26 protein-coding genes are annotated in these 24,073 nt (G+C 35.6%); 25 read left to right on the top strand and 1 reads right to left on the bottom strand.

What is annotated here, in order from left to right; all coding sequences use genetic code 11:
* The first annotated feature begins 242 nt into the window (after positions 1 to 242).
* From ACODS7_RS15625 to rsmI, 9 genes are all read left to right on the top strand, one after another.
* Positions 243 to 422, top strand: coding sequence for a sigma factor G inhibitor Gin (locus tag ACODS7_RS15625; protein WP_000776279.1), 180 nt, complete (start codon positions 243 to 245; stop codon positions 420 to 422).
* A gap of 71 nt (positions 423 to 493) precedes the next feature.
* Positions 494 to 1,915, top strand: a complete 1,422-nt coding sequence (locus tag ACODS7_RS15620) for an aminotransferase class I/II-fold pyridoxal phosphate-dependent enzyme (protein ID WP_043935442.1) — start codon at positions 494 to 496, stop codon at positions 1,913 to 1,915.
* 1 nt (position 1,916) lies between these two features.
* Positions 1,917 to 2,543, top strand: coding sequence for a dTMP kinase (gene tmk / locus ACODS7_RS15615; RefSeq protein WP_016079527.1), 627 nt, complete (start codon positions 1,917 to 1,919; stop codon positions 2,541 to 2,543).
* Positions 2,544 to 2,578: 35 nt separating this feature from the next.
* A complete protein-coding gene (holB, locus tag ACODS7_RS15610; RefSeq protein ID WP_016079526.1) occupies positions 2,579 to 3,562 on the top strand; it encodes a DNA polymerase III subunit delta' in 984 nt (327 codons plus the stop codon).
* Positions 3,563 to 3,567: 5 nt separating this feature from the next.
* Positions 3,568 to 4,395 carry a PSP1 domain-containing protein gene (locus ACODS7_RS15605; protein ID WP_000272429.1) on the top strand — a complete coding sequence of 276 codons (828 nt, stop codon included), beginning with the start codon at positions 3,568 to 3,570 and terminating at the stop codon, positions 4,393 to 4,395.
* A gap of 14 nt (positions 4,396 to 4,409) precedes the next feature.
* Complete coding sequence (gene yabA, locus ACODS7_RS15600) at positions 4,410 to 4,760, top strand: DNA replication initiation control protein YabA (RefSeq protein WP_000412063.1); 351 nt, start codon at positions 4,410 to 4,412, stop codon at positions 4,758 to 4,760.
* An 82-nt stretch (positions 4,761 to 4,842) separates the two neighbouring features.
* Positions 4,843 to 5,583 (top strand): tRNA1(Val) (adenine(37)-N6)-methyltransferase, encoded by a 741-nt coding sequence (locus ACODS7_RS15595; RefSeq protein ID WP_043935441.1) that lies wholly within the window; start codon positions 4,843 to 4,845, stop codon positions 5,581 to 5,583.
* Positions 5,570 to 5,860, top strand: a complete 291-nt coding sequence (locus ACODS7_RS15590) for a GIY-YIG nuclease family protein (RefSeq protein ID WP_043935440.1) — start codon at positions 5,570 to 5,572, stop codon at positions 5,858 to 5,860. The genes ACODS7_RS15595 and ACODS7_RS15590 overlap by 14 nt, the downstream gene beginning before the upstream one ends.
* Positions 5,829 to 6,704 carry a 16S rRNA (cytidine(1402)-2'-O)-methyltransferase gene (gene rsmI / locus ACODS7_RS15585; RefSeq protein WP_043935439.1) on the top strand — a complete coding sequence of 292 codons (876 nt, stop codon included), beginning with the start codon at positions 5,829 to 5,831 and terminating at the stop codon, positions 6,702 to 6,704. Before ACODS7_RS15590 ends, rsmI begins: the two co-directional genes overlap by 32 nt.
* Before the next feature lie 20 nt (positions 6,705 to 6,724).
* Here rsmI and abrB read toward each other — a convergent pair whose 3' ends face one another.
* Positions 6,725 to 7,009, bottom strand: a complete 285-nt coding sequence (abrB, locus tag ACODS7_RS15580) for a transition state genes transcriptional regulator AbrB (RefSeq protein WP_000843036.1) — start codon at positions 7,007 to 7,009, stop codon at positions 6,725 to 6,727.
* A 491-nt stretch (positions 7,010 to 7,500) separates the two neighbouring features.
* On the opposite strand from abrB, the gene metG reads away from it, so the two are divergent.
* The 16 genes from metG to mfd all read left to right on the top strand — a co-directional run bounded on the left by metG (position 7,501) and on the right by mfd (position 23,942).
* The gene (gene metG, locus ACODS7_RS15575; RefSeq protein ID WP_243168579.1) at positions 7,501 to 9,483 is read left to right on the top strand and encodes a methionine--tRNA ligase; all 1,983 of its coding nucleotides are present in this window, start codon (positions 7,501 to 7,503) and stop codon (positions 9,481 to 9,483) included.
* Between the two features lie 166 nt (positions 9,484 to 9,649).
* Complete coding sequence (locus ACODS7_RS15570; RefSeq protein ID WP_043935438.1) at positions 9,650 to 10,417, top strand: TatD family hydrolase; 768 nt, start codon at positions 9,650 to 9,652, stop codon at positions 10,415 to 10,417.
* 215 nt (positions 10,418 to 10,632) lie between these two features.
* Entirely contained in the window at positions 10,633 to 11,190 is a 558-nt protein-coding gene (rnmV, locus tag ACODS7_RS15565; protein ID WP_000692837.1) for a ribonuclease M5, read from the top strand.
* Positions 11,187 to 12,065: a 16S rRNA (adenine(1518)-N(6)/adenine(1519)-N(6))-dimethyltransferase RsmA gene (gene rsmA, locus ACODS7_RS15560; protein ID WP_016079522.1), complete on the top strand. Its 879-nt coding sequence runs from the start codon at positions 11,187 to 11,189 to the stop codon at positions 12,063 to 12,065. Before rnmV ends, rsmA begins: the two co-directional genes overlap by 4 nt.
* 110 nt (positions 12,066 to 12,175) lie before the next feature.
* Positions 12,176 to 13,039: a sporulation peptidase YabG gene (gene yabG / locus ACODS7_RS15555; protein WP_001173734.1), complete on the top strand. Its 864-nt coding sequence runs from the start codon at positions 12,176 to 12,178 to the stop codon at positions 13,037 to 13,039.
* A gap of 226 nt (positions 13,040 to 13,265) precedes the next feature.
* Positions 13,266 to 13,526, top strand: coding sequence for a biofilm formation stimulator Veg (veg, locus tag ACODS7_RS15550; RefSeq protein WP_016079521.1), 261 nt, complete (start codon positions 13,266 to 13,268; stop codon positions 13,524 to 13,526).
* A 91-nt stretch (positions 13,527 to 13,617) separates the two neighbouring features.
* The gene (sspF, locus tag ACODS7_RS15545) at positions 13,618 to 13,797 is read left to right on the top strand and encodes an acid-soluble spore protein SspF (RefSeq protein ID WP_002094215.1); all 180 of its coding nucleotides are present in this window, start codon (positions 13,618 to 13,620) and stop codon (positions 13,795 to 13,797) included.
* A 196-nt stretch (positions 13,798 to 13,993) separates the two neighbouring features.
* The gene (ispE, locus tag ACODS7_RS15540) at positions 13,994 to 14,863 is read left to right on the top strand and encodes a 4-(cytidine 5'-diphospho)-2-C-methyl-D-erythritol kinase (RefSeq protein ID WP_140163885.1); all 870 of its coding nucleotides are present in this window, start codon (positions 13,994 to 13,996) and stop codon (positions 14,861 to 14,863) included.
* A 54-nt stretch (positions 14,864 to 14,917) separates the two neighbouring features.
* Positions 14,918 to 15,766, top strand: coding sequence for a pur operon repressor (purR, locus tag ACODS7_RS15535; protein ID WP_016079519.1), 849 nt, complete (start codon positions 14,918 to 14,920; stop codon positions 15,764 to 15,766).
* A gap of 120 nt (positions 15,767 to 15,886) precedes the next feature.
* Positions 15,887 to 16,261 carry a RidA family protein gene (locus ACODS7_RS15530; protein WP_016079518.1) on the top strand — a complete coding sequence of 125 codons (375 nt, stop codon included), beginning with the start codon at positions 15,887 to 15,889 and terminating at the stop codon, positions 16,259 to 16,261.
* A 152-nt stretch (positions 16,262 to 16,413) separates the two neighbouring features.
* The gene (gene spoVG / locus ACODS7_RS15525) at positions 16,414 to 16,707 is read left to right on the top strand and encodes a septation regulator SpoVG (RefSeq protein ID WP_000454041.1); all 294 of its coding nucleotides are present in this window, start codon (positions 16,414 to 16,416) and stop codon (positions 16,705 to 16,707) included.
* A gap of 319 nt (positions 16,708 to 17,026) precedes the next feature.
* Positions 17,027 to 18,406 (top strand): bifunctional UDP-N-acetylglucosamine diphosphorylase/glucosamine-1-phosphate N-acetyltransferase GlmU, encoded by a 1,380-nt coding sequence (glmU, locus tag ACODS7_RS15520; RefSeq protein WP_000071039.1) that lies wholly within the window; start codon positions 17,027 to 17,029, stop codon positions 18,404 to 18,406.
* Positions 18,407 to 18,424: 18 nt separating this feature from the next.
* Positions 18,425 to 19,378: a ribose-phosphate diphosphokinase gene (locus ACODS7_RS15515; protein WP_000107420.1), complete on the top strand. Its 954-nt coding sequence runs from the start codon at positions 18,425 to 18,427 to the stop codon at positions 19,376 to 19,378.
* Between the two features lie 72 nt (positions 19,379 to 19,450).
* Positions 19,451 to 20,011: an aminoacyl-tRNA hydrolase gene (pth, locus tag ACODS7_RS15510; RefSeq protein ID WP_080117268.1), complete on the top strand. Its 561-nt coding sequence runs from the start codon at positions 19,451 to 19,453 to the stop codon at positions 20,009 to 20,011.
* A gap of 70 nt (positions 20,012 to 20,081) precedes the next feature.
* Positions 20,082 to 20,306 carry an anti-sigma-F factor Fin family protein gene (locus tag ACODS7_RS15505; RefSeq protein WP_000399438.1) on the top strand — a complete coding sequence of 75 codons (225 nt, stop codon included), beginning with the start codon at positions 20,082 to 20,084 and terminating at the stop codon, positions 20,304 to 20,306.
* A gap of 105 nt (positions 20,307 to 20,411) precedes the next feature.
* A complete protein-coding gene (gene mfd / locus ACODS7_RS15500; RefSeq protein ID WP_243168578.1) occupies positions 20,412 to 23,942 on the top strand; it encodes a transcription-repair coupling factor in 3,531 nt (1,176 codons plus the stop codon).
* Positions 23,943 to 24,073: the final 131 nt, after the last annotated feature.

Below are 24,073 nucleotides of genomic sequence, written 5' to 3'. Positions count from 1 at the left end.
AGCGCCGATGGTAGTTGGGACCTTGTCCCTGTGAGAGTAGGACGTCGCCAAGCAAGCGAAAACACGAGTCATTTGACTCGTGTTTTTTTGTATTGTTAAAAAGAATGGAAAAGAAGTAATGGTAATACAAACACGTTGCCCAAGAGTTAATCATATTATATAAGAGATGGGTGTATATTTTTCTGTGAATTGTTAAGGATTAGAAGTATAAAATAAGTTCACTTAAATAGGGAGGGAAGGTTATGAAATTACAAAGTGAAGTTTGTATTGTTTGTGAGACAAAAAGAAAAGAAGGCATATATGTTTATAATAATTTAATATGTTATGAATGTGAAAAGGATATGGTGAATACAGAGACAGATGATCCGAAATATATACATTATTTAAAGCAACTTCGAAAATTAGAAGTATCATATTTTTAAATAGGCATATGCCTATTATTTTTTTTGTTCTGTATAATAGATAGAGAATGAATAATAAGGAAGAGATGTAGATGAATCAAAATCATATGCCTTTATATGAGGCGTTAATAGAGTTTAAAGAAAGAGGGCCGTTATCCTTTCATGTTCCAGGTCATAAGAATGGTTTAAACTTCCCTCAGGAGGCAATAAGAGAGTTTAAAGATATTCTATCTATTGATGTAACTGAGTTAGCAGGACTAGATGATTTGCATAGTCCGTTTGAATGTATAGATCAGGCACAACAATTATTGGCTGAAGTGTATGATACAAAGAGAAGTTATTTTTTAATTAATGGTTCAACAGTTGGGAACTTAGCAATGATTTTGTCTTGTTGCGGGGAACATGATATTGTTCTTGTACAAAGAAATTGTCATAAATCAATTATTAATGGTTTAAAGCTAGCGGGAGCAAATCCCATTTTTTTAGATCCATGGATTGATGAAACTTATAGCGTACCAGTGGGAGTTCGTAATGAAATTATTAAGAAAGCAATTGGAAAATATCCAAATGCGAAAGCACTCATTTTAACGCATCCTAATTATTATGGTATGGGGATGGATTTAGAGGGAAGCATCGCTTTTGCACATGCACATAAAATCCCTGTTTTGGTAGATGAGGCACATGGAGCACATCTTTGTTTGGGAGAACCATTCCCGAAATCAGCGTTAACATATGGTGCAGATATTGTAGTTCATTCTGCACATAAAACATTACCCGCAATGACAATGGGTTCCTATTTACATATAAATAGTCACTTAGTAGACGAAGAGAAGGTTACTACGTATTTAAGTATGCTACAATCTAGTAGTCCATCGTATCCAATTATGGCTTCCTTGGATATAGCACGCTTTACAATGGCACGTATAAAAGAAGAAGGTCATGGTGAAATTGTTGAGTTTTTACGGAGATTTAAGGAACGGTTACGTTCTATTCCCCAAATCGCCATTTTAGAATATCCGTTGCAAGACGAGTTAAAGGTTACCGTGCAAACTCGTTGTCAGTTATCAGGCTACGAATTACAGTCCGTATTTGAAAAGGTCGGTATATATACAGAGATGGCTGATCCGTACAATGTTCTATTTATTTTACCCCTGCAAGCAAATGAGGGGTATATGAAGGTTATAGAGATGATTCGAGTAGCATTGCAACATCATGACGTGAAAGACAAGAGGGAATCTATTCGTTATACTTATAAAGATGAATTCTCTCCTTTGCCGTATACGTATAAACAACTAGAAGGATATGGAACAAAGATCGTATCTATAGAAGAGGCTGTTGGAATGATAGCGGCGGAAATGGTAATTCCGTATCCACCTGGAATTCCATTGGTTATATATGGAGAGAGAATTACTTCAGAGCATAAAGAGCAAATTATGTATTTAGAGAGAGCAGGAGCTCGTTTTCAAGGTAATACGAAATATATGAAAGTGTATGATATAGAAAGTAGGTTTTAGGATGAAGGGATTATTTGTAACAATTGAGGGCCCAGAAGGTTCAGGTAAAACAACGTTAATTAAAAGCTTATTGCCATATTTTGAACAAAAAGCACAAAAGGTAATGGCGACAAGGGAACCAGGTGGTATTGCAATTTCTGAGGACATTAGGACGATTTTACATAAACAAGAATATACGATGATGGAAGCACGTACAGAAGCGCTTCTTTATGCTGCTGCGCGCAGACAACATTTAGTAGAAAAAGTTATGCCAGCACTTAATGAGAACTATCTCGTGTTATGTGATCGTTTTATAGATAGTTCTTTAGCATATCAAGGCTATGCAAGAGGATTGGGTATGGATAAGGTATTTGAAATAAATCGTTTCGCAACAGAGGACTGTATGCCTAGTTTAACAATTTATCTAGACATTGAGCCTGAGGTTGGTTTGGCTCGGATTGAAAAAGATGCAGGACGCGAAGTAAATCGATTAGATATGGAAGATATCTCTTTCCATAAACGTGTGCGCGAAGGGTATTTAAAAGTTGTAGAACGTTTCTCGGATCGTATTGTATTGGTAAATGCTGATCAGCCGATGGAAAAACTTATAGAAGAAGTTGTTCAGATTATAGAAGATAAATTGTTATAATAGAAGGAAAGAATGAAATAAGTGAGGTATGCATTATGACGAAGACGTGGGAGCAGCTTTCTGCTATACAACCCATCGGTGTAAAAATGTTGATGAATAGCATTGCAAAAGAGCGTATATCCCACGCTTACTTGTTAGAGGGAGGGAAAGGTACGGGAAAGTTTGCGACAGCAATTCAAATGGCAAAGAGTTTCCTCTGTTCTCAGCGGAATGGAGTAGAGCCCTGTCATGTATGCACAAATTGTAAGCGAATTGATTCAGGTAACCACCCTAACTTACATATTGTAAAACCAGACGGATTATCTATTAAGAAGCAGCAAATTCATGATTTACAAGAAGAGTTTTCAAAAACAGGATTAGAGGCAAATAAAAAATTATATATTATTGAGCACGCAGATCGTATGACAGCAAATGCGGCAAATACACTTTTGAAATTTTTAGAAGAACCAAGTAGTGATACAACCGCTATTTTACTTACTGAACAAAGTCATCAAATTTTAAATACGATTTTATCTCGCTGCCAAGTTGTTACGTTTAGACCGTTACCTACGGAATCTTTAATTAGAAGATTACAGGATGAAGGTATTACAGCATCTTTATCGACACTTGCTGCCCAACTCACAAATAGTTTTGATGAAGCTTTAGCTTTATGTAGTGATGAATGGTTTGCACAAGCACGAGCTTTAGTGATAAAATTATGTGAAGCGCTCGAAAAAGATAAAACCTCTATTTTTTTTGTACAAGAAAAATGGGGAAAACACTTTGGAGAGAAAGAACAATTACAGCAAGGGTTAGATATGTTACTCCTTATTTATAAGGATTTATTATATGTTCAACTTGGAGAAGAAGATCGTCTTGTTTTTCATGAGCAGAAAGAGATGTTTGAATCGTTTTCCTATGCTCAGAAGCGCATTGTATCAGCTCTCTTTAATATATTAGAGGCAAAAAATAGAATCAACGCTAATGTAAATGCGCAGCTTGTGTTCGAACAGTTAGTGTTGCGGTTGCAGGAGGGATGACCGTTTTGTATGATGTAGTAGGTGTTCGCTTTAAGAAGGCCGGAAAGGTATATTACTTTGATCCAAATCAGTTCGATATCTCTGAAAATGAGTTTGTCATTGTAGAAACGGTAAGAGGTATTGAATACGGAAAAGTAGTTATTACCAAAAAGCAAGTTGATGAAAACGACGTTGTATTACCGCTAAAAAAGGTTATTCGTATTGCAAATGAAAATGATCGTACCATTGTTGAAGAGAACAAACATGCTGCAAAAGAAGCATATCAAGTCTGTCAACAAAAGGTAGTAGAGCATAATCTCGATATGAAACTTGTAGATGTAGAGTATACATTCGATCGTAATAAGATTATTTTCTATTTTACTGCGGATGGTCGGATCGATTTCCGCGAACTAGTGAAGGACTTAGCGGCAATTTTTAGAACAAGAATTGAACTAAGACAAATTGGTGTTCGTGATGAAGCGAAGATGCTAGGTGGTATTGGTCCATGTGGTCGTATGCTTTGTTGTTCTACTTTTTTAGGAGATTTTGAACCTGTATCCATTAAAATGGCAAAGGATCAAAATTTATCATTAAATCCTGCAAAAATCTCTGGTTTATGTGGTCGCTTAATGTGTTGCTTAAAATATGAGAATGATGAATATGAGGCAGCAAAGGAACAACTTCCTGATTTAGATCAACGTATACAAACCCCGCATGGTACTGGCCGTGTTATCGGATTAAATATTTTAGAAAGATTAATTCAAGTGGAACTAGTAGACAAGGAACGGATAGTAGAATATACGTTAGATGAGTTAGTGAATAAAGGGGTCGTTTCGAGTCAAACCACAGATTAATGAGGTGGGTGCTTGTGGAGAAAAAAGATATTTTTGAATCGGTTTCTAGTATGGAAGAGCAAATTGGACATTTATACAAACAGTTGGGAGAGTTAAAACAGCATCTTGCAGAGTTGTTGGAAGAAAACCAGCATATAAAAATGGAAAATAACAATTTGCGACACCGTTTTGAAGAAGTGCAGAATAAAGAAAAACAAAAAACTCAAAAACGTAAAGAAGTGAAGCCGAAAACAGATATTGGTGAAGGCTATGACAATTTAGCAAGACTGTATCAAGAAGGTTTTCATATTTGCAATCTACATTATGGAAGTGTACGTAAAGAGGGAGATTGTTTGTTCTGTCTGTCATTCTTAAATAAAAAGTGAAATTACCTTTCCAATTATAATTGGAAAGGTAATTTTTTATACATGAAATAGGGTAGGTTAAGGGTAAGAAAAGGAGCAGTATATGAATTTATATGAAGATGAACGTTTAGATTACTTATTAGCGCAAGACATGAAGATTATACAAAGCCCATCAGTATTTAATTTTTCTTTAGATGCTGTTTTACTGGCAGATTTTGCATGGGTACCAATTCAAAAGGGGAATTTACTTGATTTGTGTACAGGTAACGCAGTTGTCCCCCTTCTATTAAGTACAAGAACAAAAGGAAAGATTACTGGTGTGGAAATTCAAGAACGCTTATATGATATGGGAGTAAGAAGTGTTCAATACAATGGGTTGGAAGAAAGAATTCACCTCATACATGGAGACTTGAAAGATATGCCAGAGAAACTCGGGCGTCATCAATATGATGTTGTTACATGTAATCCGCCATATTTTCAAACACCTCAAACTTCAGAGAAAAATATGAATGAACATTTAGCAATAGCTCGTCATGAAATTATGTGTACATTAGAAGATGTTGTATCTGCAAGTAGTCAGTTAGTAAAACAAGGCGGGAAAGTAGCGTTTGTACATCGTCCAGGACGATTACTCGACATTATCACATTAATGCGTAAATATAAAATTGAACCAAAGCGTGTGCGATTTGTTTATCCTAAGATTGGAAAAGAAGCAAATACATTGTTAATTGAAGGAATTAAGGATGGAAATGCAGATTTGAAAATTTTACCACCACTCGTTGTATATGAGAACAATAACGAATATACAAAGGAGATACGTTCAATTTTATATGGAGAAGAATAAGCATTTTTTTTATGTAGTAGAGTGCTCTGATGGAAGTTATTATGCTGGATATACAAACCATATCGAAAAACGAATTCAGACTCATAATAGCGGCAAAGGAGCTAGGTATACACGTGCGAGGCTTCCTGTCGTTTTAAAATATGTAGAGACTCACGAAGATAAGCGTACAGCTATGCAAGCGGAGTATTATTTTAAGCAATTAACGAGAAAACAAAAAGAGGCATATATGCAAAAAGGAGAACGCTATGTGGCAACAAAAAAGCTTTCAACAAAATGAAAAGGGAGTTTTATATTTAGTACCAACTCCTATTGGGAATTTAGAAGATATGACATTTCGTGCAATCCGAATTTTAAAAGAAGTTGATTTAATTGCTGCTGAAGATACGAGACAAACGAAAAAACTTTGTAATTACTTTGAAATTGAAACACCTGTCACGAGTTATCATGAGCATAATAAAGAAGTAAGTGGAAAGAGAATATTAGAGAAGTTAGAGGATGGAAAGAATGTAGCACTTGTTAGTGACGCTGGTATGCCGTGTATTTCCGATCCAGGTTACGATATTGTTGTTGAGGCAGTAGCTGAGCAATATCATGTAATTCCGCTTCCTGGAGCAAATGCAGCCCTTACAGCATTAATTGCATCCGGTCTTGAAACAAAGCAGTTTTATTTCTATGGTTTCTTGCAGAGAAACAAAAAGGAACGGAAGATGGAGTTAGAAAAGCTTCGTTATGTACAAACTACAATGATGTTTTATGAAGCGCCTCATCGTTTAGATGATACTTTAATTTCGATGCAGGAAGTGTTGGGAAATAGAGAGATTGTATTATGTCGAGAGTTAACGAAAAAATTTGAGGAATTTATTCGAGGGACAATCGAAGAAGCAATTGAGTGGACGAAGCAAAATGAAGTACGTGGTGAGTTTTGTATTTTAGTAGCTGGTTCAACAGAAGAACCTGCTCCAGAAGAACAATGGTGGGAATCTCTTTCAGTATATGATCATATTGAACACTATATAAATGAAAAAGGTATGAATTCAAAAGAAGCGATTAAAACAGTCGCTAAAGATCGAGATTTGTCGAAAAGAGATGTATATCAAATCTATCATGTCGATAAAAAATAAGCTTCTCATAATTGAGAAGCTTATTTTGCTGTTTCGATATAATCTTGAAGTTCGTTTAAGATTTGCTCAGCGCCTTCTTTGCTTAAGATGATTTTACCTTCAGCTAAAGAAAGGTTACCGTCAGATACTTCACCAGTTACTTGGCAAGTCATGTTTGGTTTATATTTCTTTAAGATGATTTTTTCGTCATCAACATAGATTTCAAGAGCGTCCTTTTCTGCAATACCTAAAGTACGGCGTAATTCGATTGGAATTACTACACGACCTAATTCATCAACTTTACGAACAATACCAGTAGATTTCATAATTTTTTTCCTCCTAAATAAATAGTTTATAAGTTTCGAGTCTATTTTTAGATTCGTCATTTTTCGACAAAATACCCTATGGACATATGATACCAATCATTTACATTTCCGTCAATTCTTAAATTCTATATTTTTTAAAAAGATTTATAGATTTCTTATTTCTTATTTCTTATATATAATAGATTGAGAGGAAATTCCATAATTATTTACATTTTTTTCTGAAAAATTAACAAATTTAAGTGGAGATTGTATATTTTTTGAAATATGAGCAATAGATGATAAAGATATCGAGCATTAAGACCCAAAATTCAAAATTAGGTTGGCGTAAAGAAGATAAGTTAGATTCGGGCTGCTCGTAAAAGCCCGATTGATGTGGGCTAATAATCAGTGGGGATGAAGAAAAACCCCACTGATTAAAGTTTCACTTTATATATGAGTTTTTGATATACTGTTTATAAATACATATGAGGTTATTCGGGAGGTCCAAAACAATGACAGAGGAAAATAAGTCCTTTTATATTACTACCCCAATTTATTATCCAAGTGGAAAATTACACATTGGACATGCTTATACGACAGTAGCAGGAGATGCGATGGCACGATATAAGCGTATGCAAGGATATAATGTGCATTATTTAACAGGAACTGATGAGCATGGACAGAAGATCCAAAAGAAAGCAGAAGAGTTACATATTACGCCACAGGCATATGTTGATAATATTGTTGCAGGAATTAAAGAGCTTTGGGAGAAGATGGATATCTCTTATGATGATTTTATTCGTACAACTGAAGATCGTCATAAAGATGTTGTCGAAAAAATCTTTAAGCAATTAGTAGATCAAGGTGATATTTATCTTGATGAATATGAAGGTTGGTATTCTGTACAAGATGAGACGTTCTATACAGAGCACCAATTAGTAGATCCAATTATGGAAGGCGACAAAGTAGTTGGAGGAAAAAGCCCAGATAGTGGTCATGATGTAGAACTTGTTCGTGAAGAATCTTATTTCTTTAGAATGGGTAAATATGTCGACAGACTATTAAAGTTCTATGAAGATAATCCACATTTCATTCAGCCGGAGTCTCGTAAAAATGAAATGATTAATAATTTTATTAAACCAGGATTAGAAGATTTAGCAGTTTCTCGTACTTCATTTGACTGGGGGGTTCGTGTTCCTGGTAACCCAAAACACGTTATTTACGTATGGGTTGACGCATTATCTAACTATATTACGGCATTAGGTTATGGTACAGCAAATGAAGAGAAATATAAAAAATTCTGGCCTGCAGATGTGCATTTAGTCGGGAAAGAAATTGTTCGTTTCCATACAATTTATTGGCCGATAATTTTAATGGCATTAGATTTACCTCTTCCGAAGAAAGTCTTTGCTCATGGCTGGATTTTAATGAAGGATGGAAAGATGAGTAAGTCAAAAGGAAACGTAGTAGATCCAGTTACATTAATCGATCGTTACGGATTAGATGCATTACGTTATTACTTACTTCGTGAAGTTCCATTTGGATCTGATGGCGTATTCACACCAGAAGGATTTGTGGAGCGTATTAATTTCGACTTAGCAAATGACTTAGGTAATTTATTAAATCGTACAGTAGCTATGATTGATAAGTACTTTAACGGAGAAATCCCTGCATTTAAAGCAAATGTAACGGAATTTGATGAAACGTTAGTAATGTTTGCACAAGATACTTTGAAAAAAGTAGAAGAAGCAATGGAGAATATGGAGTTCTCTGTAGCGTTAGGATCTATTTGGCAATTGGTTAGTCGTACGAATAAATATATTGATGAAACGCAACCATGGGTATTAGCGAAAGATGAGAATGATCGTGAAAAGTTAGCTTCTGTAATGGCTCATTTAGCAGAAGTACTTCGTCAAACAGGTATTATGCTTATGCCGTTCTTAACAGTAGCACCAAGCAAGATGTTTGCTCAGCTTGGCCTTACTGAAGAAGCTTATAAATCTTGGGAAAGTCTATCTACAATTGGCTGCATTCCAGCTGGAACAAAAGTAGAAAAAGGAAACCCAATTTTCCCTCGTTTAGAAATAGAAGTGGAAGTAGAGTACATTAAAGAACAAATGAAAAGCTCTGCTCCTAAAGTAGAAGAGAAAAAAGAAGAAGAACCGAAGGCAGAAGAAATTACAATTGATGATTTCTTTAAAGTAGAATTACGCGTAGCTGAAGTACTATCTGCTGAACCTGTGAAAAAAGCAGACAAGTTGTTAAAAATTCAACTAGACTTAGGCACAGAAAAGCGTCAAGTTGTTTCTGGAATTGCAAAATTCTATTCGCCGGAAGACTTAAAAGGTAAAAAGGTTATTTGTGTAACAAACTTAAAACCTGTAAAATTACGCGGTGAATTATCGCAAGGCATGATTTTAGCGGGTGAAGAGAATGGCGTATTGTCATTAGCATCAATTGACCAAAATCTACCAAATGGTACAAAAATCAAGTAATTAAGACAAGAAAAGAGATGTTTCACGTGTAACATGTGTGAAGCGTCTTTTTTCTTTTTACACTCTCTATTTTTGCATTAAGATTGTAGTATTGTTATCGTTAAGTTATTAAAGAACTTATTTTTGTAGAATAAACTTGATTTCAATATAAAAGGAGTTATGTATTATGTTGTTTGATACACATTCACATTTGAATGCAGAGCAATTTGAAGAAGATTTGCAAGAAGTTATTGTCCGAATGAAAGAAGCGGGAGTTACTTATACAGTTGTTGTTGGTTTTGATGAAGTAACGATAAAAAAGGCGATGGAATTAGCTGAATCCTATGATTTTATTTACGCTGCGGTTGGATGGCATCCAGTTGATGCAATTGACATGACAGAAGAACATTTAGCTTGGTTAGAAGAACTTGCTTCTCATCCTAAAGTCGTTGCACTTGGAGAAATGGGCTTAGATTATCACTGGGATAAGTCTCCAAAAGAAATACAGAAAGAAGTATTTCGTAAACAAATTGCATTAGCTAAAAAAGTGAAATTGCCGATTATTATACATAACCGCGATGCAACTCAAGATATTGTTGATATTCTAGAAGAAGAGAATGCAGCTGAAGTAGGAGGCATTATGCATTGCTTTAGCGGCAGCGTAGAAGTAGCAGAGCGATGTGTTGATATGAACTTTTTAATTTCATTAGGCGGACCAGTTACATTTAAAAATGCTAAGAAGCCGAAAGAGGTTGCTACGGAGATTTCATTAGAGAAATTGTTAATAGAGACGGATTGTCCGTATTTAACGCCGCATCCATTTCGAGGGAAACGAAATGAACCGAGTTATGTAAAACTCGTAGCAGAAGAAATTGCGAATTTAAAAGGAATTTCTTATGAGGAAGTAGCAGAAGTGACAACCAAAAATGCAAAAGTTTTATTTGGTATTGAATAAAAAAGAATGGGGAAACCTGTTCTTTTTTGTTTTGAGAAAACACTAGTAGAAGTGATGAAGAAAATAAATGTGAATGATGAAGTGTTACAATAAGGACAGAGAACAAAGATTTTTCTATTCTATTTTTTAAAATATAAGAATGGGGAAAATAATAATGGAAAAGTCGTCATTTTTTTGTTTTACTAAGTAGAGACGAAACGAGTGTGGAGGCAAGCATGAAAATAAAAGAGATTATCGTTGTAGAAGGTAAAGATGATACAGTTGCGATTAAGCGTGCTGTTGATGCGGATACAATTGAAACGAACGGTTCAGCAATCGGTGATCATGTTATTGAGCAAGTTAAATTAGCGCAGCAAAAAAGGGGCGTTATTATTTTCACAGATCCGGATTATCCTGGAGAGCGTATTCGAAAAATTATTTCTGACAAGGTTCCCGGCTGTAAGCATGCCTTTTTACCGAAGGAAGAAGCGCTTGCTAAAAGGAAAAAGGGTGTTGGGATCGAACATGCTTCTAATGAGTCGATTCGCCGTGCTCTAGAGAATATACATGAAGAAATGGAAGCTTACACAAGTGAAATTAGCTGGAGTGATTTAGTCGATGCAGGCTTAGTGGGCGGAGAAATGGCAAAGAGCCGCAGAGAAAGAATGGGTAAGCTATTAAAGATTGGTTATACAAATGCAAAACAGTTACATAAACGATTACAGATGTTTCAAGTTTCAAAGGAATCATTTGGAGAAGCTTATAAGCAAGTAATACAGGAGGAAAAAAAATGAAGGATATCGCAACGCCAAATCGTACTAAAGACATCGTTGAAAAGTATGGATTTTCATTCAAAAAAAGTTTAGGGCAAAACTTTTTAATTGATACAAATGTATTAAATCGTATTGTCGATCATGCAGAAATTGATTCAGAAAGTGGTGCAATTGAAATTGGACCAGGTATTGGTGCATTAACAGAGCAATTAGCGAAGCGTGCTAAAAAAGTAGTGGCTTTTGAGATTGATCAAAGACTATTACCAATTTTAGATGAGACGTTAGCGCCATATGGTAACGTTACAGTTATTAATAAAGACGTACTAAAAGCGGATGTACATGAAGTATTTAATGAGCAATTTGAAGAAGGGCAAGATGTAATGGTAGTAGCTAACTTACCATACTATATAACAACGCCAATTTTATTTAAATTGCTTGAAGAAAAGTTACCAGTTCGTGGGTTTGTTGTTATGATGCAAAAAGAAGTTGGAGATCGTTTAGCTGCTAAACCTGGAACGAAAGAGTATGGTTCTTTATCGATTGCCATTCAGTATTATACAGAAGTTGAAACAGTTATGACTGTACCGCGTACAGTGTTTGTACCACAGCCAAATGTTGATTCTGCAATTATTCGCCTTCTAAAGCGCCCTAAACCGGTTGTAGAGGTGAAGGATGAAACGTTCTTCTTTGAAGTAGTACGAGCGAGTTTCGCACAGCGCCGTAAAACTTTAATGAATAATTTATCAAATAATTTAAATGGTTTCCCGAAAGATAAGGAGTTATTGGATCAAATTTTAACAGAAGTAGGAATTGATCCAAAGCGAAGAGGCGAAACGCTATCTATTGAAGAGTTTGCAACATTAAGTAATGCATTAGTTATTCATAAATTATCATAAGAATATGCAAGGGACAGTTCAACTTGAACTGTCCCTTTTGTCACCTTTCGCCCTCTAAATTCATATTTTAAAAACAGGTAAGATGGCCTAATGAGTTTGGAGGTAGGAGAATGGCTTTACATGTTGGAGAATTAGTGGAACGATATTCTCATAAGAGGGATATTCTTTTTCGTATTATAGAAATAAAAGGCGAGATAGCTATATTGTTTGGAGAGGAAATTAGACTGGTGGCGGATGCGCCACTTGAAGATTTAATTAGTATAGATCAACGAGAACATAAAAAAAGGGTGAAGCGTGAGAAAGAAACAATGGAGCGCACGTATCGTTTGTTTCAACAAGATTATGTATTAATGAAACAAAGGCATGAACATACTTCAACTGGTGGATACACAAGTGAGGTGAATTATTTTCAAATGCCGGGACGTGTATTGCATATAGATGGAGACCCTTTATATTTGCGCAAGTGTTTAGACTTATATAATAAAATTGGCGTTCCTGTACAAGGTATTCATTGTAAAGAAACGGAGATGCATGAAAAAGTAGTAGATTTAATAGATCACTTTCGCCCAGACATTCTCGTTATTACAGGGCATGATGCATATACAAAATCAAAAGGAGTGAAGGGAGATTTAGCAGCATATAGGCATTCAAGGCATTTTGTACAGGCTGTTCGAGAAGTGCGAAAAAAATATCCATCATTGGATCAACTTGTTATTTTTGCTGGGGCATGTCAATCTCACTTTGAGGCACTAATTCGTGCAGGTGCCAATTTCGCTAGTTCACCATCTAGAATTAATATTCATGCACTAGATCCTGTATATGTAGTTGGTAAAATTAGTTTTACTTCATTTATGGAGAGAGTCAATGTATGGGATGTCGTACGTAATACAATTACTGGTGAAAAGGGACTAGGCGGCATTGAAACGAGAGGGATTTTACGAACGGGATTACCTTTTCAACATTACGAAGAGTAAGCAGGATACATATGTATCTTGCTTTTTTGTATGGAAGGATTTAAATGAATTTGGATAAAAAGAGGCAAGAACGTACAGACTACGTAATGATACTTTTACAATATAGTATTTCTTCTATCTATTCAAACGCAGGATGATATTAGCTGTGAATCGCGGTTAATAATTAGGATAGATATATCGTGTTTTAAGTGTTCAATCTAAATTACAGCGAGGTGTAGCGAAGTATATGTCAAAACGTTTAGATGAAATTAAAAGCGAATTAGATCACCATCTTGGACAGCGACTTATGTTAAAAGCAAATAGTGGAAGAAGAAAAACTGTAGAGCAATCAGGTGTACTAGCAGAAACATACCGTTCTGTTTTTGTTGTACAATTGGATCAACAAGAAGATGCGTTGCAACGTGTATCTTATAGTTACGCAGATGTTTTAACAGAGACAGTAGAGTTAACATTTTATGGAGACCCTCATAGTGAGGTCATTTTATAATTCGCATATCATTACATATATTCCCATAAATGAAAAGCTATATTATTTTGCATACTAACTATACCGTAGCAAAATAAGGAGGGACTCTGCATTGAGTAGACGAAGAGGTGTCATGTCAAACCAATTTAAAGAAGAGCTAGCAAAAGAGCTTGGCTTTTATGATGTTGTTCAGAAAGAAGGATGGGGCGGAATTCGTGCGAAAGATGCTGGTAACATGGTGAAACGTGCTATAGAAATTGCAGAACAGCAATTAATGAAACGAAACCAGTAGTTGTAAGATACTTTCTATGCTACGGTGGCCGAGGAGACATTCCTCGGCTTTTTGTACTCTAAGAGGTGCCATCATTTTACATAAGTAGTTTCATTCTGAATGCTTTTCGTTATAATTAGGGAAGTGTCATCGTCTTACTATAAATTTATGGTAAAATAAACGATAAAAGATTGAGTACATAGAGTGGGTGAATAGATTGAAGCTACTAGTGAAAGCACCAGCAAAGATTAATCTGTCGTTAGATGTACTGGGAAAAAGACAAGACGGATATCATGAAGTGAAAATGATTATGACAACCATTGATTTAGCAGATCGTCTAGAACTAACGGAATTAGCAGAAGACCGTATTGAAATTTTATCCCATAATCGGTATGTCCCAGACGACCAACGGAATTTAGCTTATCAGGCAGCGAGATTATTAAAAGAGAAGTTTAATGTAAAAAAAGGTGTATCTATTACTATTGAAAAAACGATTCCAGTAGCAGCTGGATTAGCAGGTGGAAGTAGTGATGCAGCAGCGACATTACGTGGTCTTAATAAATTATGGAATTTAGGGCTTACAATTGATGAGTTAGCAGAGCTTGGCGCAGAAATTGGATCAGATGTGTCGTTCTGTGTATACGGCGGCACAGCAATTGCTACTGGAAGAGGAGAGAAAATTGAGCATATAAAGACTCCGCCTTCTTGTTGGGTTATTTTAGCGAAACCACATATAGGTGTATCTACTGCTGATGTGTATGGAAATTTAAAGTTAAATCGAGTTACACATCCAAATGTAGATAAAATGGTTGATGTCATAAATTCTGGGGATTATAAAGGGATTTGTGATACTGTTGGTAATGTTTTAGAAGATGTAACATTTGGAATGCATCCTGAAGTTGCCCGTATTAAATCACAGATGAAGCGATTCGGAGCGGATGCTGTATTGATGAGTGGAAGTGGTCCAACTGTATTTGGACTTGTACACCATGATTCGCGAATGCATCGCATTTATAACGGATTAAAAGGATTTTGTGAACAAGTCTATGCGGTACGTTTATTAGGAGAGCGAGAAACGCTTGAATAAAGACGTATAATACGTTATGATTTGTTTAGAATATTCGTGATTTGAGGTGAGAGTATGAAAATTAGAAGAAGTACAAGATTAGTCGATATGACTTATTACTTGCTACAAAACCCTCGTCGGCTAGTATCTCTCACTTTTTTTGCTGAAAGGTATCAATCGGCTAAGTCTTCCATTAGTGAAGATTTAGTTATTATTAAGCAAACGTTTGAACAACAAGGGGTCGGCACATTGCAAACGATACCAGGAGCAGCAGGAGGAGTGAAATATATACCGTATATAAGTGAAGAAGAGGCAGATCTAATTATTGATGAGCTTTGTGGCTTATTTGAAAACCCAGATCGTATTTTGCCTGGCGGTTACTTATACATGACAGATTTATTGAGTAATCCTCGCCATATTAATGGCGCGGGTCGTTTGTTTGCTTCTGTTTTTGCTAGACAACCAATTGATGCAGTTATGACTGTGGCAACGAAGGGGATTCCACTTGCTTATGCAGTGGCAAATTACTTAGATGTACCAGTTGTAATTGCAAGGAAAGATAATAAGGTAACAGAAGGTCCGACTGTTAGTATTAACTATGTGTCGGGTTCCTCTAAACGAATTCAAACAATGACATTAGCAAAACGCAGCCTTCCAGAAGGATCGAATGTTTTAATTATTGATGACTTCATGAAAGCTGGCGGAACGATTCAAGGTATGATGAGTATGTTAGAAGAGTTCAAGGCTAATGTTGTTGGTATTGGTGTATTAGTAGAATCCACAGATATTGAAGAACGACTAATTAATAATTTTGTATCATTAATTCGTCTATCGGAAGTTGATGTGAAAGAAAAAACGATTCAAGTGGAAAAGGGGAATTATTCTCTTGCACCATTTGATGAAGGGCTTGTAGAGGCTGAATAAAGGATAGAGCAGATAGCTCTATCTTTTTTTATTTTATTTATAGATTATAAAATAGATGGACAAACTGCCTTTCGTACACTATTTTTAAAGAGTAAAATAAATAATAAAAGGGTGAAAAGTATGAAAGTTGTTCAAACAAGCAAGGCACCACAAGCAATTGGACCTTATTCGCAGGGGATTATTGTAAATAATATGTTCTATAGCTCAGGACAAATTCCATTAACGGCAAATGGGGAGCTTGTAACAGGAGATGTAACAGTACAAACAGAACAAGTATTTCAAAATTTACAAGCGGTATTAGAGGAAGCAGGTGCTTCATTTGATACAGTCGTAAAAACAACAGTATTTTTAAAGGACATGGATGATTTTAGTGCTGTGAATGAAGTATATAGCTCTTATTTCTCTACTCATAAACCAGCTCGATCTTGTGTACAAGTAGCAAAATTACCGAAAGATGTTTCCGTTGAAATTGAAGTAATCGCCCTAGTTAAGTAACCTTTTGTAAGCGATAACCTCTACTAATCTCTATATTCAACTACATTAAAAATTTTTATCTTAAAAATTTTTAAAAAATTAAAGGGAAAATAGAAAATTTGTGGAATTTATACAAATATATCGCTTATTTAGAAAAGGGTGGTGAACACAAGATGGAAGTGACTGACGTAAGATTACGCCGCGTAAACACAGAAGGCCGCATGAGAGCAATTGCCTCTATTACTTTGGACCATGAATTTGTTGTTCATGATATTCGTGTAATTGATGGTAATAATGGATTGTTTGTAGCAATGCCAAGTAAACGTACTCCAGATGGAGAGTTCCGTGACATTGCACATCCGATTAATTCTGGTACACGCTCTAAAATTCAAGATGCGGTTTTAACAGAGTATCATCGTTTAGGCGAGTTAGAAGAGGTTGAGTTTGAAGAAGCAGGTGCTTCGTAAAATTCGAATGAAAAGGGCTTTGATAAAAAGTCTTATAATTTTGTAGCAAACTCCTGTAAGCATTTACAGGAGTTTGTTTTTTTTTTTTTTTTGCTTTATATTCGGAAATTTCATAATCCATTAACATAAAAAGAAGAAACTACTAATTTTTTCAAAATCATTTTAAATAGTATAGCTTATTTCTTAAAAAAGATACTAAAGAGTAAAACATCTTATAAGAATTATGGTAAAATTTAATAGTTAAAATGTGTTTCTTGAAATATATGATGATTTAGGATAATATCTTTAATGGATAAATAGGTTGCGATGGAGGGTCTATATGTCAAACAGATTTGCAGTGATTCTAGCTGCAGGTAAAGGCACACGTATGAAGTCTAAGCTATACAAAGTGCTGCATCCTGTATGTGGAAAACCTATGGTACAACACGTAGTCGATCAAGTATCTCAATTAGGATTGCAGAAACTTGTAACGGTTGTTGGACATGGTGCTGAAATGGTACAAGAACAGCTAGGGAACGTAAGTGAGTTTGCATTACAAGCAGAACAACTTGGTACAGCACATGCTGTAGATCAAGCTGCAAGTGTACTTGCAAATGAAGAAGGAACAACTTTAGTTATTTGTGGTGATACGCCGCTAATAACTGCTGAAACGATGGAAGCATTACTTCAGCAACATAAAGAAGCAGGAGCAATGGCTACGGTGCTAACAGCGTACATAGAAGAACCTGCTGGATATGGCCGTATTGTTCGTAATGAGAATGGTCATGTTGAAAAGATTGTTGAGCATAAAGATGCAAATGAGAAAGAATTAGCTATTAAAGAAATCAATACAGGTACGTATTGTTTTGATAATAAGGCTTTATTTGCTTCACTTTCTAAAGTTTCAAATGATAACGTGCAAGGTGAATATTACCTTCCAGATGTTATTGAGATTTTAAAAAATGAAGGTCATATCGTATCAGCTTATCAAACAGAGCAGTTCGATGAAACGTTAGGTGTTAACGACAGAGTCGCTCTATCGCAAGCGGAAATTATTATGAAAAACCGTATCAACCGAAAGAACATGGTAAATGGTGTTACAATTATTGATCCAAGTAACACTTATATTTCTGCTGATGCAATTATCGGTAGTGATACAGTTCTTCATCCAGGAACAATTATTGAGGGGAACACTGTAATTGGTTCTGATTGTGAAATTGGACCGCATACAGTAATTCGTGATAGTGAAATTGGAGATCGTACGACAATTCGTCAATCTACTGTACATGATAGTAAACTTGGTACAGAAGTATCGGTTGGTCCATTTGCACATATTCGCCCAGATTCAGTTATTGGAGATGAAGTACGCGTTGGAAACTTCGTGGAAATCAAAAAGACTGTCTTTGGTAATAGAAGTAAAGCTTCACACTTGAGTTATATCGGGGATGCACAAGTTGGAGAAGACGTGAATCTTGGTTGTGGTTCAATTACGGTGAACTATGACGGTAAGAATAAATTCAAAACTGTGATTGGTAATGGGGTATTTATTGGATGTAATTCAAACCTTGTTGCTCCAGTAACAGTTGAAGATGGTGCTTATGTGGCAGCAGGCTCTACAATTACAGAGAATGTTCCATCAAAAGCATTATCGGTAGCACGTGCACGTCAAGTTAACAAAGAAGACTATGTTGATCAATTGCTGAATAAGAAAAAATCATAATGTGGAGGGTTAATCTAGATGTCGACTCAATATCTAAATTCTAATTTGAAAGTATTCTCTTTAAACTCTAATAAGGAACTTGCTGAGCAGATTGCAAAGCATATTGGAGTAGGGCTAGGAAAATGTTCTGTTGATCGTTTTAGTGATGGAGAAGTTCAAATTAACATTGAAGAAAGTATCCGTGGTTGCGATGTATTCATTATTCAATCTACAAGCTTCCCAGTAAACGAACATATCATGGAATTACTTATTATGATCGATGCATTAAAACGTGCATCTGCGAAAACAATTAATATTGTTATTCCTTACTATGGTTATGCGCGTCAAGACCGTAAAGCGCGTTCTCGTGAACCAATTACATCGAAACTTGTAGCAAACTTGCTTGAAACAGCAGGTGCAACTCGTGTAATCACTCTAGATTTACATGCTCCACAAATTCAAGGGTTCTTTGATATCCCAATCGACCACTTAATGGGTGTACCGATTCTGTCTGATTACTTTGAAACAAAAGGTCTTAAAGATATCGTAATCGTGTCTCCTGATCATGGTGGTGTAACTCGTGCAAGAAAAATGGCAGATCGTCTAAAAGCGCCAATCGCTATTATTGATAAGCGTCGTCCTCGCCCGAACGTATCAGAGGTAATGAACATTATCGGTAATATTGAAGGCAAAACAGCAATTTTAATTGATGACATCATTGATACAGCTGGTACAATTACATTAGCAGCAAACGCTCTTGTTGAGAACGGCGCTTCTGAAGTATATGCTTGCTGTACACACCCAGTATTATCTGGCCCAGCAATTGAGCGTATTCAAAATTCAAATATTAAAGAGTTAGTTGTAACGAACTCTATCGTATTACCGGAAGAGAAGAAAATCGACAAAGTACATGAACTTTCAGTTGCTCCATTAATCGGAGAAGCAATCATTCGTGTATACGAAGAAGAATCTGTGAGTGTATTATTCAATTAATTGGATAGAATGAGACGTAACCAAAATTGGTTACGTCTTTTCGTATCGAAAAAAGAAAGTAGTGGTACAAGAATGAAATTGATAGTAGGACTTGGGAACCCAGGTAGAGAATATGAATTAACAAGGCATAATATTGGATTTATGGCCATTGATGAACTTGCGAAGCGTTGGAACATTTCTTTGAATGAACAAAAATTTAAAGGTGTATTTGGTGCAGGGTTTGTTAATGGAGAAAAGGTAATCTTATTAAAGCCGCTAACATACATGAATTTATCTGGGGAAAGTATTCGTCCACTCATGGATTATTATAAAATTGATGTTGAGGACTTCGTTGTTATGTACGACGATTTAGATATTCCTGTAGGTAAATTACGTCTTCGCATGAAAGGTAGTGCTGGTGGACATAATGGTGTAAAGTCAACGATTTCGCACCTAGGAACACAAGAATTTCAACGTATCCGTATGGGAATTGATCGCCCCAAAAATGGAATGAAGGTAGTCGATTATGTATTGGGACGCTTTACATCTGAAGAGACTCCGGATGTTAACTATTCTATTGAAAAAGCAGCGGATGCATGTGAAGAGTGGCTAAATAAGCCTTTTCTCCAAATCATGAATACTTTCAATAGTTAAAAATGAGATTGGGAATATTTATCTTTTGTTTTACCCATACTAGTAGTAATTGAATTTTTAGGAGGCTAGTATGGAAGGGTATTATTATTGCAGACATTGCGGAGGTAATGTAGGCTCCATTAACGCAGAAAAAGTATATAGCGACGTTTTATTTCAACTAACAGAGCAAGAAGTAGTAGAGATGATTCATTTTCATGAAAATGGAAATATATATATAAAAACGATTTGTGAATCGTGTCAAGAAACGCTCGCATCTTATCCTGAGTATTATGAATATGAAAAATTTCTGCAATAAAATGTTGTCGCTTTGGCGTGTCCAAAGCATTTTTCTGTTTTCCTTTTCCAAAATATTTGCATAAAATAGAATGACTTGCTCTTTATGTTGAGAGGAGTTTTAAAAATGATAGGTTTATTAGAGCAATTTTATAAAAATGAAGAGATACAATCGGTTATTAATGGATTAGAAGATGGGTTAAAGGAACAACTTATATCAGGGATGGCAACATCTTCTCGTTCATTATTAATGGCGGCTTTATATAAAAAAACAAAAAAATCACAATTAATCGTGACACATAACTTATACCAAGCACAAAAAGTACATGAAGATTTAGTGGCGTTACTTGGTGAAAAAGATGTGTGGCTATATCCAGTGAATGAACTGATAGCATCGGAAATTGGGGTTGCAAGTCCGGAATTGAAGGCGCAACGTATAGAAGTGTTAAATCGCTTGGCTGCGGGAGAGAATGGAATCATTGTAGCGCCAGTGGCAGGATTGCGTAGATTTTTACCAATAAAGGAATTGTGGAAGCAAAAGCAAATTGAAATCAATCTAGGGCAAGAGATTGATTTAGATGCGCTCTTGTACACTTTACATCATATTGGCTATGAGCGTAAGTCGATGGTAGAAGCCCCAGGGGAGTTCAGTTTGCGCGGGGGAATATTAGACATTTATCCTTTAACTGAAGAACTACCATTTCGTATTGAATTTTTCGATACAGAAGTCGATTCTATTCGATTATTTGATGTCGATGAACAGCGCTCTCAAGGTAAAAAAGAAAGCGTTAGGTTTGGTCCGGCAACAGAATTTTTATTTTCACAGGAAGAATTAAAATCAGGAATTCAGCATCTTGAAGAAGGTCTGACTAAGACGATGCAAAAACTTTCTGATGATAAATTAAAGACTACAGTGCTTGAGACGGTAAGTCATGAAATTGAGATGTTGAAAAACGGGCAAAGTATAGAACAGATGTTTAAATACTTATCTATTTTCTATAAAGAACCTGCTAGTCTGATAGATTATTTACCAGAAGACGGTGTTGTAATTTTAGATGAGATTTCCCGTATTCAAGAAACAGCATCACATCTTGAAACAGAAGAGGCGGAATGGTATATATCACTTCTCGGTGAAGGAACGATTATTCAAGATTTATCTTTCTCTCACGCATTCGAGGGATTTCTTCATCATAAAAAAAGAAGTTTTGTATATTTAACGTTATTCTTACGTCATATCACACACACACATCCGCAAAATATTGTGAATGTAACATGTAAAACAATGCAAGATTTCCATGGGCAGATGAATTTGTTAAAAACAGAAATTGATAGATGGAATGAAGGGCATTTTACGACTGTTGTACTTGGAACAGATGATGAACGTGTGAAAAAATTACAACATATTTTAAGTGATTATGATATTGAGGCAGATATTGTAGAAGGCACAGATATCTTATTACCTGGAAGGTTACAAATTGCTGTAGGTGATTTACATGCAGGGTTTGAAATGCCGATGCAAAAGTTTGTTGTCATTACTGAAAAGGAACTTTTCCATAAGAAAGTTAAAAAATCACAACGTAAACAAAAGTTATCGAATGCTGAACGTATTAAAAGTTATTCGGAATTAAAAGTTGGGGATTATGTAGTTCACGTAAATCATGGTATAGGTAAATTTTTAGGTATTGAGACATTAGAGATTAATGGTGTTCATAAAGATTATTTAAATATTAAATATCAAGGTAATGATAAGCTATACGTTCCAATTGAACAAATTGATCAAGTCCAAAAATATGTAGGGTCTGAAGGTAAGGATCCGAAAGTTTATAAATTAGGCGGAAATGATTGGAAAAAGGTTAAAACGAAAGTTGAAAAATCTGTACAAGACATTGCGGATGACCTAATTAAACTATATGCTGAGTGCGAAGCTTCAAAAGGCTATGCATATACGCCAGATACGGCAGAACAACAAGAGTTCGAATCATCTTTCCCATATCAAGAGACAGAGGATCAGTTACGTTCTATTGACGAAATTAAAAAAGATATGGAACGGGGACGCCCGATGGATAGGCTCCTTTGTGGTGATGTAGGGTATGGAAAGACTGAAGTGGCTATTCGTGCGGCATTTAAAGCAATTATGGATGAAAAACAAGTTGCAATTTTAGTACCGACAACGATTCTTGCGCAGCAACACTATGAAACAATTCGAGAGCGTTTTCAAGATTATCCAATCAATATAGGATTATTAAGTAGATTCCGTACGAGAAAACAACAAAATGAAACGATTAAGGGCTTAAAGGATGGCACAATAGATATTGTAATCGGAACACATCGTATTTTATCTAAAGATGTTACTTATAAAGATTTAGGGCTTCTTATTATTGATGAAGAACAAAGATTTGGCGTGACGCATAAAGAAAAAATTAAACAATTGAAGGCGAATGTTGACGTATTAACATTAACGGCAACTCCGATTCCACGGACGCTTCATATGTCTATGCTTGGTGTGCGCGACTTATCTGTTATTGAGACACCACCAGAAAATCGTTTCCCAGTCCAAACGTATGTAGTAGAGTATAATCCAGCATTAATGCGAGAGGCGATAGAGCGAGAGCTTGCAAGAGGCGGTCAAATTTACTTCCTATATAACCGTGTAGAGGATATTGAAAGAAAAGCAGATGAAATTTCGATGTTAGTTCCAGATGCTCGCGTAACGTACGCACATGGGAAAATGAACGAAAGTGAATTAGAGTCTGTTATGCTATCATTTTTAGAAGGGCAGCATGATGTTCTTGTAAGTACAACAATTATTGAGACGGGTGTAGATATTCCGAATGTAAATACGTTAATTGTATTCGATGCAGATCGTATGGGATTATCACAGTTGTATCAGCTTCGTGGGCGTGTTGGACGTTCTAATCGTGTTGCGTATGCATACTTTGCTTATAAACGTGACAAAGTGCTCTCAGAGGTTGCAGAGAAGCGTCTGCAAGCAATTAAAGAGTTCACGGAACTTGGATCTGGTTTCAAAATTGCGATGAGAGATTTATCTATTCGTGGAGCAGGTAATTTGTTAGGGGCAGAACAGCATGGATTTATTGATTCTGTCGGATTTGATCTATATTCTCAAATGTTAAAAGATGCAATTGAACAGCGTAGAGGAACAGATGGGGCTGAAAATACAGTTAATGTTGAAATTGACTTAGAGGTAGATGCATACTTACCAGACGCTTATATTTCAGATAGTAAGCAAAAAATTATGATGTATAAACAATTTAGAGGTGTTTCTACAATTGAGGATATTGAAGAACTGCAGGAAGAAATGATCGATAGATTCGGTGATTATCCACAAGAAGTTGGTTATTTATTACAAATTGCAAATATTAAAGTGTTGGCAATGAAAGAACAAATTGAGTTAATCAAGCAAAATAAATTTGAAGTAACATTCCTGTTTTCGGAACAAGCAAGCCAAAATATTGATGGTGGAAAATTATTCATGCTCGGAAATAGTTTTGGGCGTATGATCGGTCTAGGAATGGAAGGATCACAATTGAAAATTGTTATGAAAACAAATGGCTTAGAGACATCGAAGTGGTTAACAATTGCTGAAAATTTATTAAAAGGCTTACCAGATGTGAAAAAAGAAGTAATAAATGCCTAAAATAAGATAAAAAAATACAATTCGGCGTGCATAGAAGAACTAATGTGTAAAATACTATGTCTAACAGTTGGTGATTTTTACATGAACAGGTAAATTCACCACTTTGATCATCAGTAGAAAGTGAGGCAGCA

Source organism: Bacillus sp. FG16 (assembly GCF_057809515.1).
The sequence above is the reverse complement of the archived record's forward strand: the minus strand, read 5'-3'. Positions and strand labels throughout refer to the sequence as shown.